This window comes from Bradyrhizobium sp. Tv2a-2, from assembly GCF_000472425.1.
GTDB lineage: Bacteria > Pseudomonadota > Alphaproteobacteria > Rhizobiales > Xanthobacteraceae > Bradyrhizobium.
This window is the reverse complement of the sequence record NZ_AXAI01000022.1, coordinates 14041-29963: the sequence shown is the minus strand read 5'-3', so window position 1 is coordinate 29963 and position 15923 is coordinate 14041. Positions and strand designations below refer to the sequence as shown.

13 protein-coding genes are annotated in these 15923 nt (G+C 63.5%); 6 read left to right on the top strand and 7 right to left on the bottom strand.

Annotated elements, in window-relative coordinates; all coding sequences use genetic code 11:
* Positions 1-81 precede the first annotated feature (81 nt).
* The 6 genes from A3AI_RS0133330 to A3AI_RS0133305 all read left to right on the top strand — a co-directional run bounded on the left by A3AI_RS0133330 (position 82) and on the right by A3AI_RS0133305 (position 7332).
* The gene (locus A3AI_RS0133330) at positions 82-975 is read left to right on the top strand and encodes a branched-chain amino acid ABC transporter permease (RefSeq protein WP_024519710.1); all 894 of its coding nucleotides are present in this window, start codon (positions 82-84) and stop codon (positions 973-975) included.
* A gap of 2 nt (positions 976-977) precedes the next feature.
* Positions 978-2051 carry a branched-chain amino acid ABC transporter permease gene (locus A3AI_RS0133325; RefSeq protein WP_024519709.1) on the top strand — a complete coding sequence of 358 codons (1074 nt, stop codon included), beginning with the start codon at positions 978-980 and terminating at the stop codon, positions 2049-2051.
* Between the two features lie 48 nt (positions 2052-2099).
* A complete protein-coding gene (locus tag A3AI_RS0133320) occupies positions 2100-3380 on the top strand; it encodes an ABC transporter substrate-binding protein (protein WP_024519708.1) in 1281 nt (426 codons plus the stop codon).
* A gap of 133 nt (positions 3381-3513) precedes the next feature.
* Positions 3514-4353, top strand: coding sequence for an ABC transporter ATP-binding protein (locus A3AI_RS0133315; protein WP_024519707.1), 840 nt, complete (start codon positions 3514-3516; stop codon positions 4351-4353).
* A gap of 216 nt (positions 4354-4569) precedes the next feature.
* Positions 4570-5793 carry a phenylacetate--CoA ligase family protein gene (locus tag A3AI_RS0133310; RefSeq protein WP_024519706.1) on the top strand — a complete coding sequence of 408 codons (1224 nt, stop codon included), beginning with the start codon at positions 4570-4572 and terminating at the stop codon, positions 5791-5793.
* A 345-nt stretch (positions 5794-6138) separates the two neighbouring features.
* Positions 6139-7332: a CaiB/BaiF CoA transferase family protein gene (locus A3AI_RS0133305; RefSeq protein WP_024519705.1), complete on the top strand. Its 1194-nt coding sequence runs from the start codon at positions 6139-6141 to the stop codon at positions 7330-7332.
* Between the two features lie 154 nt (positions 7333-7486).
* Here A3AI_RS0133305 and A3AI_RS0133300 read toward each other — a convergent pair whose 3' ends face one another.
* From A3AI_RS0133300 to A3AI_RS0133270, 7 genes are all read right to left on the bottom strand, one after another.
* Complete coding sequence (locus A3AI_RS0133300; RefSeq protein ID WP_024519704.1) at positions 7487-9004, bottom strand: tripartite tricarboxylate transporter permease; 1518 nt, start codon at positions 9002-9004, stop codon at positions 7487-7489.
* A gap of 24 nt (positions 9005-9028) precedes the next feature.
* A complete protein-coding gene (locus tag A3AI_RS0133295; RefSeq protein WP_024519703.1) occupies positions 9029-9571 on the bottom strand; it encodes a tripartite tricarboxylate transporter TctB family protein in 543 nt (180 codons plus the stop codon).
* Between the two features lie 172 nt (positions 9572-9743).
* Positions 9744-10691: a tripartite tricarboxylate transporter substrate-binding protein gene (locus A3AI_RS0133290; RefSeq protein ID WP_156928053.1), complete on the bottom strand. Its 948-nt coding sequence runs from the start codon at positions 10689-10691 to the stop codon at positions 9744-9746.
* Positions 10692-10891: 200 nt separating this feature from the next.
* Positions 10892-11689 carry an enoyl-CoA hydratase/isomerase family protein gene (locus A3AI_RS0133285; RefSeq protein WP_024519701.1) on the bottom strand — a complete coding sequence of 266 codons (798 nt, stop codon included), beginning with the start codon at positions 11687-11689 and terminating at the stop codon, positions 10892-10894.
* Positions 11690-11725: 36 nt separating this feature from the next.
* Entirely contained in the window at positions 11726-12925 is a 1200-nt protein-coding gene (locus tag A3AI_RS0133280) for a pyridoxal-phosphate-dependent aminotransferase family protein (protein WP_024519700.1), read from the bottom strand.
* Between the two features lie 152 nt (positions 12926-13077).
* Positions 13078-14361 carry an MFS transporter gene (locus tag A3AI_RS0133275; RefSeq protein WP_024519699.1) on the bottom strand — a complete coding sequence of 428 codons (1284 nt, stop codon included), beginning with the start codon at positions 14359-14361 and terminating at the stop codon, positions 13078-13080.
* A 239-nt stretch (positions 14362-14600) separates the two neighbouring features.
* Positions 14601-15800: a pyridoxal-phosphate-dependent aminotransferase family protein gene (locus A3AI_RS0133270; protein WP_024519698.1), complete on the bottom strand. Its 1200-nt coding sequence runs from the start codon at positions 15798-15800 to the stop codon at positions 14601-14603.
* Positions 15801-15923: the final 123 nt, after the last annotated feature.

Sequence of the window (15923 nt, the reverse complement as noted above, 5' to 3'; positions counted from 1 at the left end):
GCCCTCTCCATTTTCAAAGCGAAGGTCGGTACCGTCACCTCGCCCCGCTTGCGGGGAGAGGTTAGCATCGCATACAAGAGCATGAACCTCGCATTCCTCATCCAGCTCCTGGTCAACGGCCTCGTCGTCGGCACGCTCTATGGCGTGGTCGCGATGTCGTTTGTCCTGATCTACAAGGCGACCCAGGTCGTCAACTTCGCCCAAGGTGAACTGCTCCTGATCGGCGCCTGGGTTTGCTGGGCGCTGCTCACCAAATTCCAGGTGCCGTTCTGGCTCGGCATGCCGCTGACGCTCGTATTCATGTTCGTCTTCGGCATCGCCATCCAGGTCGTGATTCTAAGACCGATGATCGGCGAGCCGATCATCTCGGTGATCATGGTGACCATCGGCCTCTCCACCGTGTTCCAGGCCGCGCTGAAATGGATCTTCGGCGTCAACCCGCAGCCCTTCCCGCGGGTGTTCCAGAGCCAGTCGGTCGATTTCCTGGGCCTGCAGATCCAGACCGTCTATCTCATGAGCTTGGTGGTCTCGCTTGCCATGATGGTCGGCATGGCATGGTTCTTCCGCGCCTCGAAATACGGTCTTGCGATGCGCGCGACCGCCTTCAACCAGCAGGTGGCGCAGTCGCTCGGCATCTCCGTGAAAAGCGTATTCGCGATGGCTTGGGCGATTTCGGCCACCGTCTCCGCCGTTGCCGGCGTCGTGGTCGCCGTCGTCAATGGCGTCTCCTCGGGACTGTCGGCCTACGGCATCAAGGTGTTTCCGGCGGCGATCCTCGGCGGGCTCGACTCCATCGGCGGCGCCGTGCTGGGCGGCATCATCATTGGCCTTTTGGAAAACGTCGCCCAATATGTCGACAGCCAGTTCCTGCACTGGGGCAATCTCTACGAAATCGCGCCGTTCTACGTTCTGATCATTATCCTGATGATCAAGCCCTACGGCCTGTTCGGCACCAAGGACATCGAGCGGATCTGATCATGACAAGCTCCACCCTTATCCCAGCCGGCGATTTCCGCACCTCTTACGCGGCCGATACCACGATCTTCCCGACCAAAACCAGCCGCAACTTCGCGATTGCCGGCGTCGTGCTGCTCTGCCTGGCACCGCGGCTCTTCAGCGAATATTGGCTCGCCATCTCGATCCAGATCGGCATCTTCGCCATCGCAGCGTTGGGGCTGAACATCCTGGTCGGTTTCACCGGCCAGATCTCGATCGGGCACGCCGCCTTCTTCCTGTTAGGGGCCTTCACTTCGGCCTACATCAACAACAATTTCCCCGTTCCCGTCTTCTTCGCGATCCCACTCGCCGGAGTGATCACTGCGCTGGTCGGCCTTGTGTTCGGCCTGCCGGCTGCGCGGCTGAAGGGGCTCTATCTCGTCATCGCGACGCTCGCCGCACAGTACATCCTGCTCGATTTCTTCTCCCGCGCCGAATGGTTTTCCGGCGGCTCGGTGCCGGCGAGCGCCAATCCGTTCTCGATCTTCGGCTACACGCTGCGCGGCGACCGGCAATATTTCTATGTCGTGCTCGCCTACCTCGTCGTGAGCTACCTGCTCGTCACCAACCTGATGCGCACCCGTGACGGCCGCGCCCTGGTCGCGATCCGCGACCATTATCTCTCCGCGGAGATCATGGGCATCAACCTCACCAAATACCGCACGCTGTCGTTCGGCCTTGCCGCCTTCTTTGCCGGTATCGCCGGCGCACTCTATGCGCATTACCAGCTCGTGATCTCGCAGGAAGGCTTCGGCATCGAGCGCTCCATCCTGTTTCTCGCCATGATCATCATTGGTGGCACCGGCTCGATCATGGGCACGCTGATGGGTACCGCCTTCGTGGTTCTGCTGCCGGAATCGATGGAGTGGATCAGCGCGTCCCTGAAGGGGAGCGCGATCGATCACGCGCTGTCGCTCAACAACAACATCACCTTCCTGCGCGAGATCGCGATCGGCCTGATCATCATTGCGTTCCTGATGTTCGAGCCTGACGGGCTCGCGCACCGCTGGCGCCAGATCAAGATGTACTGGAAACTCTACCCGTTCTCACACTGAGGTTTTGGCCTCTCAAACATCGTCGAACAAAAGACCGGAGGAAAACAAATGACATTCAAATCCCTTTTCAGCGCGGTATCGCTGGCGCTGCTGCTCGGCACGGCTTCGGCCAGTGCGCAACAGATTTCGATCGGGCATCTGGAAGATCTCTCCGGCGGCACGTCCGATGTCGGCACGCCCTACGGGCAGGCGGTGGCCGACACCTTCGCCTGGATCAACAAGAATGGCGGCATCGGCGGCAAGCAGCTCTCTGTCGACAGCAATGATTACGGTTACCAGGTGCCGCGCGCGATCGCGCTGTACAAGAAATGGTCGGCACCCGACAACAAGGTCGCTGCGATCATGGGCTGGGGCACCGCCGACACCGAGGCACTGACCGGCTTCCTCGCCCAGGACAAGATTCCGGATATGTCCGGCTCCTATGCGGCCGCGCTGACCGACCCCGAAGGCGTGAGCGGCAAGGCAAAACCCGCGCCCTACAATTTCTTCTACGGTCCGACCTATTCGGATGCACTGCGCGCCATGCTGATGTGGGCGGCCGATGACTGGAAGGCCAAGGGCAAGCCGGGCAAGCCGAAATTCGTCCACATGGGCGCCAACCATCCCTACCCCAATGCGCCGAAGGCCGCGGGCGAAGCGCTCGCCACCGAGCTCGGCTTCGAGGTGCTGCCGCCGCTGGTCTTTGCGCTCGCGCCCGGCGACTATTCCGCGCAGTGCCTGAGCCTGAAGAACTCCGGCGCCAACTATGCCTATCTCGGCAACACCGCAGCCTCCAACATCTCGGTGATGAAGGCCTGCAAGGCCGCCGGGGTCGACGTGCAGTTCCTCGGCAATGTCTGGGGCATGGATGAGAACGGCGCCAAGACCGCGGGCGATGCGGCCGACGGCATCGTGTTCCCCTTGCGCACCTCGGTGGCCTGGGGCGGCGACGCGCCGGGCATGAAGACGGTGATGGAAATCTCGAAAATGTCCGATCCCACCGGCAAGGTCTATCGCCCGGTGCACTACATCGCGGCCGTCTGCTCGGCGATGTACATGAAGGAAGCGCTGGACTGGGCGGCCAAGAACGGCGGCGCCACCGGCGACAACGTCGCCAAGGGCTTCTACCAGAAGAAGGACTGGGTGCCCGCCGGCATGGAAGGCGTCTGCAACCCCTCGACCTGGACCGAGAAGGACCATCGCGGCACCATGAAGGTCGACCTCTATCGCGCGAAAGTCTCCGGCGCGACCGACGGCAATCTCAACGACCTGATGGCCAAGGGCACGATCAAGCTGGAGAAGGTGAAGACCGTCGAGCTGCCGCGCAAGCCGGAATGGTTCGGGTGGTGAAGTAGCACACACTCGCCATTTCCGTGTGAGCTTAAAATCGAGTACGTCGTGGGCTTCTCTGTGAATCTCAGGCGGTCTCAGAAGTACGTGGTCCGCCGCCTTCGCGGGGGACCACAGTGAGAGGTCATCAAGCATGGTCGAAACTCTCGACATCACACGTCCCGCAGCAGGCCCGGCCGCGGCGCCGCCCCTGCTCGCTGTACGCAACATCGAGGTGGTGTACGACGACGTGATCCTGGTGCTGCGAGGCTTGAGCCTCGAAGTTCCAAAAGGCGCGATCGTCGCACTGCTCGGCGCCAATGGCGCGGGCAAGTCGACCACGCTGAAGGCGATCTCGGGCCTGCTCAAGACCGAGGACGGCGAGGTCACGCGCGGCGAGATCGTGTTCGACGGCGAGCGGATCGATGGCATCGATCCCGACAAGATCGTCCGCCGCGGCATTTTCCAGGTGATGGAGGGCCGGCGCATCGTCGCGGACATGACCTCGCTCGAAAACCTCAAGCTCGGCGCCTTCACGCGCAGCGATCGCAAGGTCGATGCCGATATCGAGATGGTCTTCAACTATTTCCCGCGGCTGAAAGAGCGCACGGGGCTGGCCGGCTATCTCTCCGGCGGCGAGCAGCAGATGCTCGCGATCGGCCGCGCGCTGATGGCGCGCCCCAAGATGATCCTGATGGACGAACCGTCGATGGGCCTGTCGCCGCTGCTGGTGAAAGAGGTGTTCGCCATCATCAAGCAGATCAACCGCGACCTCGGTGTCACCATCCTGCTGGTAGAGCAGAACGCGCGCGCCGCGCTCTCGGTCGCCGGCCACGGCTACATCATGGAACAGGGCAAGGTCGTGCTCGACGGCACCGCGGAGGAATTGCGCGACAATGAGGACGTCAAGGAATTCTACCTCGGCGGCGCCGGCGACCAGCGCAAGAGTTTCAAGAACTTGAAAAGCTTCAAGCGCCGGAAGCGGTGGCTGTGATCCTTCTCCCTCTCCCCGCCCTTCGCGGGGAGAGGGCACCGGCGGCCCCGGCCGCCGATCTTATGCGAAGAACGCCGATGCGACAGCATCGGCTACCGTGAGGGGCTGTCCCCACGACGTCAGTCCGCGGAGAGTCCCCCTCACCCGGATTGCATCTGGCGATGCAATTCGACCTTCCCCGTGAGCCGGGCGAAGTAAGACAAGGGGCAAAACAAAATGACCGATCACTACGATACAAAAGAAACCCGCGATCCGGCCGAACGCGAGGCCGATCTGCTCTCCCGCCTCCCCGCCATCCTGCGCAAGGCGATGCAAGCCCCGGCCTACGCCGAGCGCCTCCGCGGCGTCGATCCCGTTTCCATCACCAGCCGCGCCGCGCTCGCGCAATTGCCCGTCCTGCGCAAATCGGAGCTCCCTGCGCTGCACAAGGCCGCACCACCTTTCGGCGGTTTCGTCGCTACACCATCAGGCGCGTTCGCGCGTCTCTTCACCTCACCCGGCCCGATCTTCGAGCCCGAAACGGCCCATGCCGATCCCTGGCGCGGCGCGCGGGCGCTGTTCGCAGCAGGCTTCCGCCCGGGCGACATCGCGCTCAACACGTTCAGCTATCACCTGACGCCCGGCGGCTTCATCATGGATTCCTCGGCACGCGCCCTCGGTTGCGCCGTTATTCCCGCCGGTCCCGGCAATACCGAGCAGCAGTTCGAGCTGATCGAGACGTACCGTCCGAACGGCTACAGCGGCACGCCGGACTTTTTGAAGATCCTGGTCGACGCGGCCATCGCCGCCGACCGCGACATATCCTCGATCAAGCGCGCGCTGGTCTCCGGCGCGGCGTTCCCGCCGTCGCTGCAGAAGGAAATCAAGTCGCATGGCATCGAGGCGTACCAGGCCTTCGGCACCGCCGATCTCGGCATGGTCGCCTTCGAGACGCCGGCGCACGAAGGCATGGTGGTCAACGAGGATCTGATCCTGGAGATCGTCAAGCCCGGCACCGGCGATCCGGTCGCAGCAGGTGATGTCGGCGAGATCGTCGTCACCTCGCTCGACCCCGATCATCCCTGGATTCGCCTGGCGCTCGGCGACCTCACCGCAAGCCTGCCGGGCACGAGCCCCTGCGGGCGCAGCAATCTACGCATCAAGGGCTGGATGGGCCGCGCCGACCAGACCACCAAGGTCAAGGGCATGTTCGTCCGCCCCGAGCAGATCGCCGAGATCGCAAAACGCCATCCCGCGCTCGGCCGCCTCCGCCTGGTCGTCGGCCGCGCGGAGGAAACCGACGTGATGACGTTAAGAGCGGAGTGCGCCGCGCCTGATGCGACCCTGCAAAACGAGCTCACGGCAACGCTCCGCGCGGTCACTAAACTTGGCGGCGCGGTCGAACTGGTCCGCGCAGGCTCATTGCCGAACGACGGCAAGGTGATCGCCGACGAGCGGTAGCGTGGAAGGAAATCTGCTTGAGCTGCTGCGGCAGCGAAGGTCCACCTCTCCCATCGGGAGAGGTCGATTTGCGCAGCAAATCGGGTGAGGGGTTACGGTCTCTCGTGAGCGCTGGAGCCCCTCACCCGGATTGCTTCGCAATCCGACCTCTCCCCGCCGGGGAGAGGTAGACCGAATTCGCGGACACACCGACCGACTCCAATTGGCTGTCGAGCCCTTCGGGAACTGCTCTTGCCGTTGCAAACCTGCATTGCCGCCGCCCCGGCTAGCCCCAGGCTGCGGGATTGTCGATAGTACCGCACTCCCCTATACCGTTCCGTCCACGTCCCCGGAGTTTCCCCTGCAATGGCCATTCCGCACGCCTCGCAAGCCCTGTCCCGCTTCACCGTGCTTGACCTGACCCGCGTGCGGGCCGGTCCGACCTGTGTGCGACAGCTTGCGGATTGGGGTGCCAACGTCATCAAGATCGATGCGCTGCTGGAAGATGCGCCCGGAGAATCCTTAGGCGGACCACGGCACGGTGCCGACTTCCAGAACCTGCACCGCAACAAGCGGGCGATCGCGCTGAACCTGAAGGACCCCCGTGGACTAGAGGTGTTCATGCGGCTGGCCGCCAAGGCCGACGTGGTGGTCGAGAACTACCGGCCCGACGTCAAGACCAAGCTCGGCGTCGACTATGAGAGCGTGCGCAAGATCAATCCGCGCATCGTCTATGGCAGCATCTCCGGCTTCGGCCAGGACGGCCCCTATCACAAGCGCCCCGGCTTCGATCAGATCGCGCAGGGCATGGGCGGGCTGATGTCGATCACCGGCGCGCCTGGCGAAGGTCCGATGCGGGTCGGCATTCCCGTCGCCGATCTCACCGCCGGGCTTTTCTGCGCCATGGGCATCCTCACCGCGCTGCTGGAGCGCGACGTGTCGGGCGAGGGACAGTGGGTGCAGACCTCGCTGTTGCAGGCACAGATCTTCATGCTGGATTTCCAGGCCGCGCGCTGGCTGATGGACAAGGACGTCGCGAAGCAGGCCGGCAACAACCATCCGACCTCGATCCCGACAGGAGTGTTCAAGACCTCCGACGGCTACATCAATATCGCAACCGCCGGCGGCCGCACCTGGGAGCGCTGCGCGCAAGCGATCGGCGCGCCGGAATTGGTCAGCAATCCCGATTATGCCACAGCGCCCGCGCGTTCGAAGAACCGCGATGCGCTCAACGCCGAGATCGACAAGCGCACGGCGACGAAGTCGACCGAGTACTGGGTCAGCGAACTCAACGCGGCCGGCGTGCCCTGCGGTCCGATCTATTCCATCGACCAGGTGTTTGCCGATGCGCAGGTGCAGCATCTCGGCATGGCGCAGGACGTACCGAATGCGGAGGGCCGCCACATCCGCCTGGTCGGCCAGCCCTTCAAGCTGTCGCGCACGCCGAGCCACATGGACGCACGACCACCGGAATTCGGCGAGCAGACCGCGGAGGTGCTGGCCGAGTTCGGCTTCAGCGCCGGCGAGATCGCCGAACTTAAGCAGCGCAAGGTGGTGTGAGGAGCGCCACAGCTTTATAGCGTTTTCGAGCGAAGTGGACGCCGGTTCGCGTGAAGAAAACGCGTCAAAACAAGAATCTAGAGCTCCGGTTCTGATTCAATCAGAACCGGAAATGCTCTAGTTCAGAGCTGATTCGACGGTTGTCGCGTTGCTGCTACCCTGCTCTTTTCGCGGGTCGACCCAATTCCCGCAGCCGCGCAAACGCCTTGTCGATCAGCGGCCAGAATAGCAGCACGATCGCCAGCGTGGTGATTGAGCCGACCAGGTAATTCGACCAGAACACCTTGATGTCGCCGCCCGCCCCGATCATCGACAGGCGGAATGCGTCCTCGGCGCGGCTGCCGAGCACGAGCGCGAGCGTCAGCGGCGCCAGCGGAATGCCGATCTTCTTGAAGACGTAGCCCACCACGCCGAACAGCAGCATCAGCCAGATGTCGAACATGGCGTTCTGGATCGCATAGGCACCGATGGCGCAGGACACCACGATCATTGGCGCGACCGCCGCAAACGGCACGCGCAGGATGGACGCAAAGATCGGCACGGTCGAGAGCACCAGCACGAGGCCGACAACATTGCCGAGATACATCGAGGCGATCAGGCCCCAGACGAAATCCTTGTGCTCGACGAACAGAAGCGGCCCCGGATTGAGGCCCCACACCATCAAGCCGCCGAGCAGGATCGCGGCGGTGCCCGAGCCTGGAATGCCGAGCGCGAGCATCGGCAGCAGCGCCGAGGTGCCGGACGCATGTGCCGCGGTCTCGGGCGCAAACACGCCCTCGATGCGGCCCTTGCCGAAGCTCTCGGGCTCCTTGGCAAAACGTTTGGCGAGGTTGTAGCCCATGAAGGAGGCCGCGATCGCGCCGCCGGGCGTGATGCCGAGCCAGCAGCCGATCACCGAGGAGCGCAGCAACGTCACCCAGTATCTCGGCAGCTCCTTCCATACCGACAGCACGACGCGCAGGCTGATCGCCGCCGCGTGCCCGCGCAGCGCCAGACGCTCCTCCATGGTGAGCAGGATCTCGCTGATGCCGAACAGGCCGATCACAGCGACCAGGAAGTTGATGCCGCGCAAGAGCTCGCCGGAGCCGAAGGTCATGCGCAGCTGCCCGGATACGGTGTCCATGCCGATACCCGCGAGCAGCAGCCCGAGCGACATCGAGATCACTGTCTTGTGCTTGGCCTCGCGCCCAAGGCCGACAAAGGAGCAGAAGGTCAGCAGATACACCGCAAAGAATTCCGGCGGCCCGAATTTCAGCGCGAAGGAGGAGATCAGCGGGGCCAGGAAAGTGATCAGGAGGACGGCGACCAGCGAGCCGATGAAGGACGAGGTGAAGGCCGCAGTGAGTGCCTCCGCCGCGCGGCCCTGCTGTGCCATGGGATAGCCGTCGAAGGTGGTCGCCACCGACCAGGCTTCGCCCGGGATGTTGAACAGGATGGAGGTGATGGCGCCGCCGAACAGCGCACCCCAATAGATGCAGGACAGCATCACGATGGCCGAGGTCGGATCCATGGTGAAGGTAAGCGGCAGCAGGATCGCAACGCCGTTGGGACCACCGAGCCCCGGCAGCACGCCAACGAAAATGCCGAGCACGAGCCCGACCATCATCAGCGCCAGCGTCTTCCAGGTCAGAAGAACCGCAAAGCCGTGCAGCAACAGACCGAAGGCTTCCATCTTTCGCCCCGCCCAGCCCCGTCGCTAGTAGCCGAAGGCCGCTTCCAGCGGCCCCTTCGGCATGATGACGTCAAACACGACATCGAAGGTCACGAACATGATTGCCGTGAACAGAAAAGCCGTCAGCAGCGACTTCCACAGCGCGATTTTGCCGACCAGGCGCATGAAGCCGCCGATCAAAAGGAAACTCGCGACATAGAGGCCGAGAAACTGGGTCGCCAGGCAGAACAGGAAGGTTGGCACGAACACCGCCATCACGCGGCGCAGTTGCGCGCGGGTGACAAAGCCCTCGAGCGCTTCCTTGCGCGACAGGAGCGCGGCGCCGAGACCATAAACGCTCGCGGCGCCGAGAATCACCGACAGATAGAACGGGAAATAGCCGGGCTGCGGCCCCGTCTCGTCCCAGGCGATGCCGGTGCGCCAATTGTCGTAGCCGAGCGTGACGGCGAGCGCGAGCAAGAGCAGCGAAACGACGACATCGGCCGTGCGGTTGCTGGTCACCGTCGGCGAATCGGCCGACGGTGCGGTGGGGTCGTCGACAATGATTTCCAGATCGGTGTCAGACATAAATTATAGATTTGGCTATTGGCTCAACATCATCATTCGCCAACGAACAGCCGGGCTGCCCGATGAGAGATTCCAACCGATGATCCAACAACCCCGGGATGGCCGCCGGTCTTCCCGGTCTCTTTGCAACGTGGAATGCCCCGGATCAGCGGGACATGGATGGACGGCAGGTTCACTTCGCAACAAACCCCGCCTGCGTCATCAAAGATTTGTTGAGCGCGTCGTCATCCTCGAGAAACTGCAGCATGTCCTTACCGGTGAGGAAGATCGGCTTCAGTGCCTGCTTCTCCATATAGTCCTTGTACTCGGGCGTTTGGACCACCTTACTGAACAAGTCCACATAAAAAGCCTTTTGCTCCGGCGTCACTTTGCCGGGCAGGAAGATCGCGCGCAACATCAGATATTGCACATCGAGCCCCTCCTCCTTGCAGGTCGGGATGTCGTGCCAGGACTGGGTCGCGGTCACCTTCGCGGTGTAGGAAATCCGCTCCTTGTCGAATACGCAGAGCGGGCGCACCTGGCCGGCGCGCCAGACCTCGAGATTTTCGGAGGGGTTGTTGACGTTGGATTCGATATGGCCGCCGACCAGTTGCGTCGCGGCCTCGCCGCCCGACTTGTAGGGCAGATAGGAGAACTTGGCGCCGGTCTTCTGCTCGACGAACACAGTCAGTACGTGATCCTCGCGCTTCGATCCCGTCCCGCCCATCTTGAAGGGAAAGGTTGCCTCCTTCGCCGCGTCGATAAACTCCTTCACGGTCTTGGGACCCTGGACATTGTCCCACAGCGCGAACTGGTCGAGCGCGATCACCGCGACCGGCGTCAGATCGTGCCAGTCGAAGGGAATCTTCGCCGACAGCGGCAGCATGTAGATCAGCGAATAGGCGATCAGTATCTTGTTAGGATCGCCCTCGCTGGCCTTCATGTACATCAAGGCCTCAGCCCCGGAGGCGCCGCCCTTGAGCGACACCACCATCGGCTGCTTCATGAGGTTGTTCTTCTGGATGGCGGCCTGCATCATCCGCGCCATCTGGTCGGAGGCGCCGCCGGCGCCAGCGGCGACGACGATCTCGACCGGTTTCGTCGGCTCCCAGCCGGCATGGCCTGGCGTCGCCGTCAGCATTGCCGCCAGCAAGGCAGCGACTTGGACAATCTTGCGCACGAGTTTCTTCCCTTGATCCTTATGGATTCTTGGTCGGGGGTTTAGCACGGCTGGTGAGCATCACCAGCCGCCATTGTGCGGAGGATTGCCGGTCAGTTCAAGCTGGCTCGCCGAGGCGAAGCGTATGACTTTCGCATGAGACGCCAGCCTCGTTTGACGCCTTACTTGCCCTTCCAGTTCGGCGTGCGCTTGTTGAGGAAGGCGTCCATGCCCTCGCGGAAATCCTCGCTCATATAGGCGCGCAGGATCAGGTCCTCGCCCTCGTCGCGCGACAGCGTGCGGCGGATGCGGCGCACCGCCTCCTTGGTGACCGCAAGCGTGATCGGCGCATGGGAGGCCACGAGCTTCGCGGTCTCGTCGGCACGGCGCTGCAAGGTCTCGACGTCGGGCACGATCTCGTTGAGGAGCCCGAGCGCGAGCGCCTCCGGTGCTTCCACCAGCCGCGCCTTGAAGATCAGGTCCTTGGTGCGCGCCGGCCCGATCAGCGACACCAGGCGGGAGATGTTGGACATCGACAGGCAGTTGCCGAGCGTGCGCGCGATCGGAAAGCCGATCCGCGTCGCCTCGGTGCCGATGCGGATGTCGCAGCAGGCGGCGATGCCGGCGCCGCCGCCGGTGCAGGCGCCGGCGATCGCGGCGATGACGGGCACGCGGCACTGCTCCAGCGTGCCGAGCACGCGGTCGATCCGCGCTTCATAGTCGAGCGCATCCTGCGCGGATTTGAAGGCGCGGAACTGCGAGATGTCGGTGCCGGACGCGAACGCCTTGTCGCCGGCCCCGGTCAGGATCAGTGCCTTGATCGAAGGATCGGCGTTGATGTTCTCGCAAGTCGTGGCCAGCTGCTCGTACATTGCGAAGGTCAGCGCGTTGCGCGCCTGCGGGCGGTTGAAAGTGAGCCGGGCAATGCCGTCTTGGACGGAGTAGAGCAGGTCTTCGCTGGCAGCGACCGGTGCGTTCATCGCGCTTGTCCTTCTTCTTGGCGTGAATTGCGAAACTCAGGCGACGGCGGCCTTCGGCATCGGCGCCGCCTCTCGGCTGGTCAGAACCTCCATTGCCGCCAGCACGCCGCCCTTGCGATGCGGCACGCGCGCGAGCTCGAGGCCCATTTCCACGCCGGAGAGCGTGCCCATCAGCATCAGGTCGTTGAAATGGCCGATATGGCCGATGCGGAACGCCTTGCCCTTGATCTTGTTCAGCCCGGTGCCGAGCGACATGTCGAAATTGTCCAGCACCACTTTGCGGAAATTGTCGGCGTCATGGCCTTCCGGCATGACCACGCCAGTCAGCGCCGGCGAATGAGCCTGCGGATCGGCGCACTGGGTGTCGAGCCCCCAGACCTTCATGGCCGCGCGGGTCGCCGTGCTGTGGCGCTTGTGACGGGCGAACACGTTCTCCAGCCCTTCTTCCTCGAGCATGCTGATCGCCTCGCGCAGGCCCATCAGCAGGTTGATCGCCGGCGTATAGGGGAAGGTGCCGAGCTTGTTGAAGGCGATGACATCCTGCCACTCCCAGTACGAGCGCATGCCGGGATTGGCCTTGGCCACGGCGAGCGCCTTCTCCGAGACGGCATTGAAGCCGAGCCCGGGCGGAAGCATCAGGCCCTTCTGGGAGCCAGCGACCGAAATGTCGACGCCCCAGGCGTCATGCTCATAGTCCAGCGAGCCGAGGCCCGAGATCGTGTCAACCATCAAGAGCGCGGGATGTTTGACCCGGTCCAGCAGTTTACGGACCTCGAGCGGATAGGTGACGCAGCCGGTCGAGGTCTCGTTGTGCACGACCATCACCGCCTTGACCTTGTGGGCCTTGTCGGCGGCAAGCCGCTGCTCGATGGCGGCAAGATCGGCGCCACGGCGCCAGTCGCCCGGGACGAAGTCGACATCGAGCTTGAACTTGTCGGCGATGCCGCGCCACAACACGGCGAACTGGCCGGTCTCGGCCATGATCACCCTGTCGCCGGGCTGCAGCGTGTTGACGATCGCCGCCTCCCAGGCACCGGTGCCGGACGACGGATAGATGATCACCGGCTGCTTGGTCCGGAACATCCGCTGCATGCCGGTAAGTACAGCAAAGCCAAGCTCGGCGAATTCCGCACCGCGATGGTCCAGCCCCGGCATGTCCATGGCCCGCAGCACCCGGTCGGGGATATTGGTCGGCCCTGGAATCTGAAGAAAATGCCTTCCCGTGTGCAAAGTCATCGGCGTTCTTCCCGGTCTTGATTTGGTTTCGGCTTGATTTGGCTCGATTTGGCGAGGGGCTCGAATAGCACCATTCGCCCGGCTTGTCCCCCGCCCCGCCGCCGCCGTCAATGCACAAGACGGCGGAAATCGCTCGCAAAATCGCCGAAGCCTTACCGGGCCGTCACCACACCGGCCAGGGGCACCGGCCGGTCAGCCGCCTCGAAGGGCAACTCCGGCCGCATCAGGAAGGCGCAGGCTCCCCCGAGCGCCAACAGCCCCATCGACATCAGGAACGGCAGGTACCAATTGCCGGTGGCATCGATGACAAAGCCCGCGACCAGAGGCGAAACGATCGCAGCCAGGGCCGAGCCGGAGTTCATGATGCCGGCGGCCGTGCCGGAATATTTCGCCGCAATGTCCATCGGGATCGACCACATGGGTCCGATGGTGATTTCAGCGAAGAAGAAGCCCGAGGACAGGCAGAGCGCGACCACGGTCATGTCGTGGACGAACAGGATCGGAAACAGCGAGGCAAGTGCGCCGGCAAATCCCAGCACCGTCACCGAGAGCCGCGCCAGCCGAACATTGCCGGTCCGCTTGAGGATGCCGTCGGAGAGCAGCCCGCCGATGCTATCGCCGATGACGCCGGCAAAGAAGACGCCGGAGGCGAACAGCGCGGAGTTCTTCAGGTCGAGATTGTAGCTGTTCTTGAAGAACAGCGGCAGCCAGTTGAGGTAGAGCCACAGGGTCCAGCCGTAGCAGAAATAGGTCAAGGTCACCGGCCACATGCGGCGGAGCAACGGCCCCCAGGGCACGCGCGGCCGCTCGCCGGTCGGACGCGGCGGCAGCGTCGCGAGTTCGGCCTCGGTGATCCCGCCATGCTCCCGCGGCTCGTTGCGGAAGTAGCAGACCCAGGCGATGCCCCAGACCAGGCTGACAAGGCCGAGCGCGATGAAGGCGCCGCGCCACGTGAAATAGACGATCAAGAGCGCCACCATCGGCGGGGTCACCGCATTGCCGAGCCGGGCGAAGGCATGCGTCAGGCCCTGGGCAAAGCCGCGGCTGGTTGCAGGCGTCCAGTATTGCATGGCGCGCGTTGCGGTCGGGAACGTCGCGCCCTCACCGAAGCCGAGCGCGAAGCGCGCGGCAAACAGCGCCGGCAGGCTGTAGACGAAGCCGGTCATGATGGTTGCCGCCGCCCAGATCATGCCGCACCAGAATAGCGTCTGGCGCGGCCCGAAGCGGTCGCCGACCCAGCCGCCAATCACCTGGAACAGCAGATAGGGATAGGCGAAGGCGGAGAACACGAGACCGAGCTGTGTATTGGACAGATGCAGGTCTTTCTGGATCTCGCTCGCGGCAGTGCCGATGTTCACCCGGTCGATGTAGGTGATGAAATACATCACGCACAGCATCGCCAGGACGACGTGCGTGGCCTTGAACCGAACTCCCATTTTCACTCCCGCATTCCGTTGTTCTGTCGTTTGATCGCGGCGTTCACCGGATTGCTCACCTCTCCCCAGCGGGGGGAGGTCGATTTGCTCCTGGCGATGCGAAGCATCGTCCAGTGCAGATCGGTTGAGGGGCCGCAGCGCTCACGAGGGATCGTAATCCCTCACCCGGATCGCATCCTGCGATGCGATCCGACCTCTCCCTCCGGTAGAGTGAACCACTGCCGCCTCACCACACGCGGCTAGCTGCCGACGACCTTGAGATGGCTGGCGTTCCCCGGCGGGCGCTGCTCCAGGAATGTCATCGCGGCATCGACGCCGCCGGCACGGTGCGGGACGCCGGCGACCGCCAGCCCCATCTCCACGCCGGTGATCGCTGCAAGCAGAGTGAGCTCGTTGCATTCGCCGAGATGGCCGATACGAAACACCTTGCCGGCGACCTTGGAGAGGCCCGATCCGAGCGACATGTTGTAGTTGTCGAGCACGACCTTGCGGAATTCGTCGGCATCATAGCCCGGCGGCATCAGCACCGCGGTCAGCACCGGCGAGAAATCCTTCGGCTCCTGGCACAGCACTTCGAGGCCCCAGTGATTGACGGCGGCGCGGGTCGCGGCCGCAAGCCGCTGATGCCGCGCGAACACCTTGTCGAGCCCCTCTTCCAGCAGCATCGCAACCGCCTCGCGCAGGCCGTAGAGCAGATTGGTCGCGGGCGTGTACGGGAAGAAGCCCTTTGCGTTGGGCTTGAGCATCTCGTCCCAATCCCAATAGGAGCGCGGCATCTTGTTGGTCCTGGATGCGGCCAGCGCCTTCTGCGAGATCGCGTTGAAGCCCAGCCCCGGCGGCAGCATGAAGCCTTTCTGCGAGCAACTGACGCTGACGTCGACCTTCCAGTCCTCGTGGCGATAGTCGACCGAGCCGAGCGAGGAGATGGTGTCGACCATCAACAGCGCCGGATGCTGGACGCGGTCGATCGCCGCGCGGATCTCTGCGATGCGGCTGGTCGCGCCGGTCGAGGTCTCGTTGTGCACGACCATCACCGCCTTGAAGGCATGCGCCTTGTCCGCAGCGAGCTTTGCCTCCAGCTCGGCCGGATCGGCGCCACGGCGCCAGTCGCCGGGAATGAAGTCGACCTCGATGCCCCAGCGCTTGGCCATGTTGCACCAGAGCGTGGCGAAATGGCCGGTCTCGACCATCAGCACCTTGTCGCCGGGCGAGAGCGTGTTGACGATGGCGGCTTCCCAGGCGCCCGTGCCTGAGGATGGGAAGATCACGACCGGACCTGAGGTCTGGAAGACTTTCTGCGCTCCCTCCAGCACCGTCCGCCCCAACTCGCCAAATTCGGCGCTGCGGTGGTCGATCACCGGCATGTCCATAGCGCGCAGGACGCGGTCGGGGACCGGGCTCGGCCCCGGAATCTGCAGAAAATGGCGGCCTTGGCCCATGGTAACCTCTCAAGCTCAGGCAAACGGGTGATCTACGGAACTTTTGCATTCATTTTCTGGATGTGCAATCCTCCTTTATATGCAAATTGAGCCATCGACGACGATGGTTCCACTGAAATATTG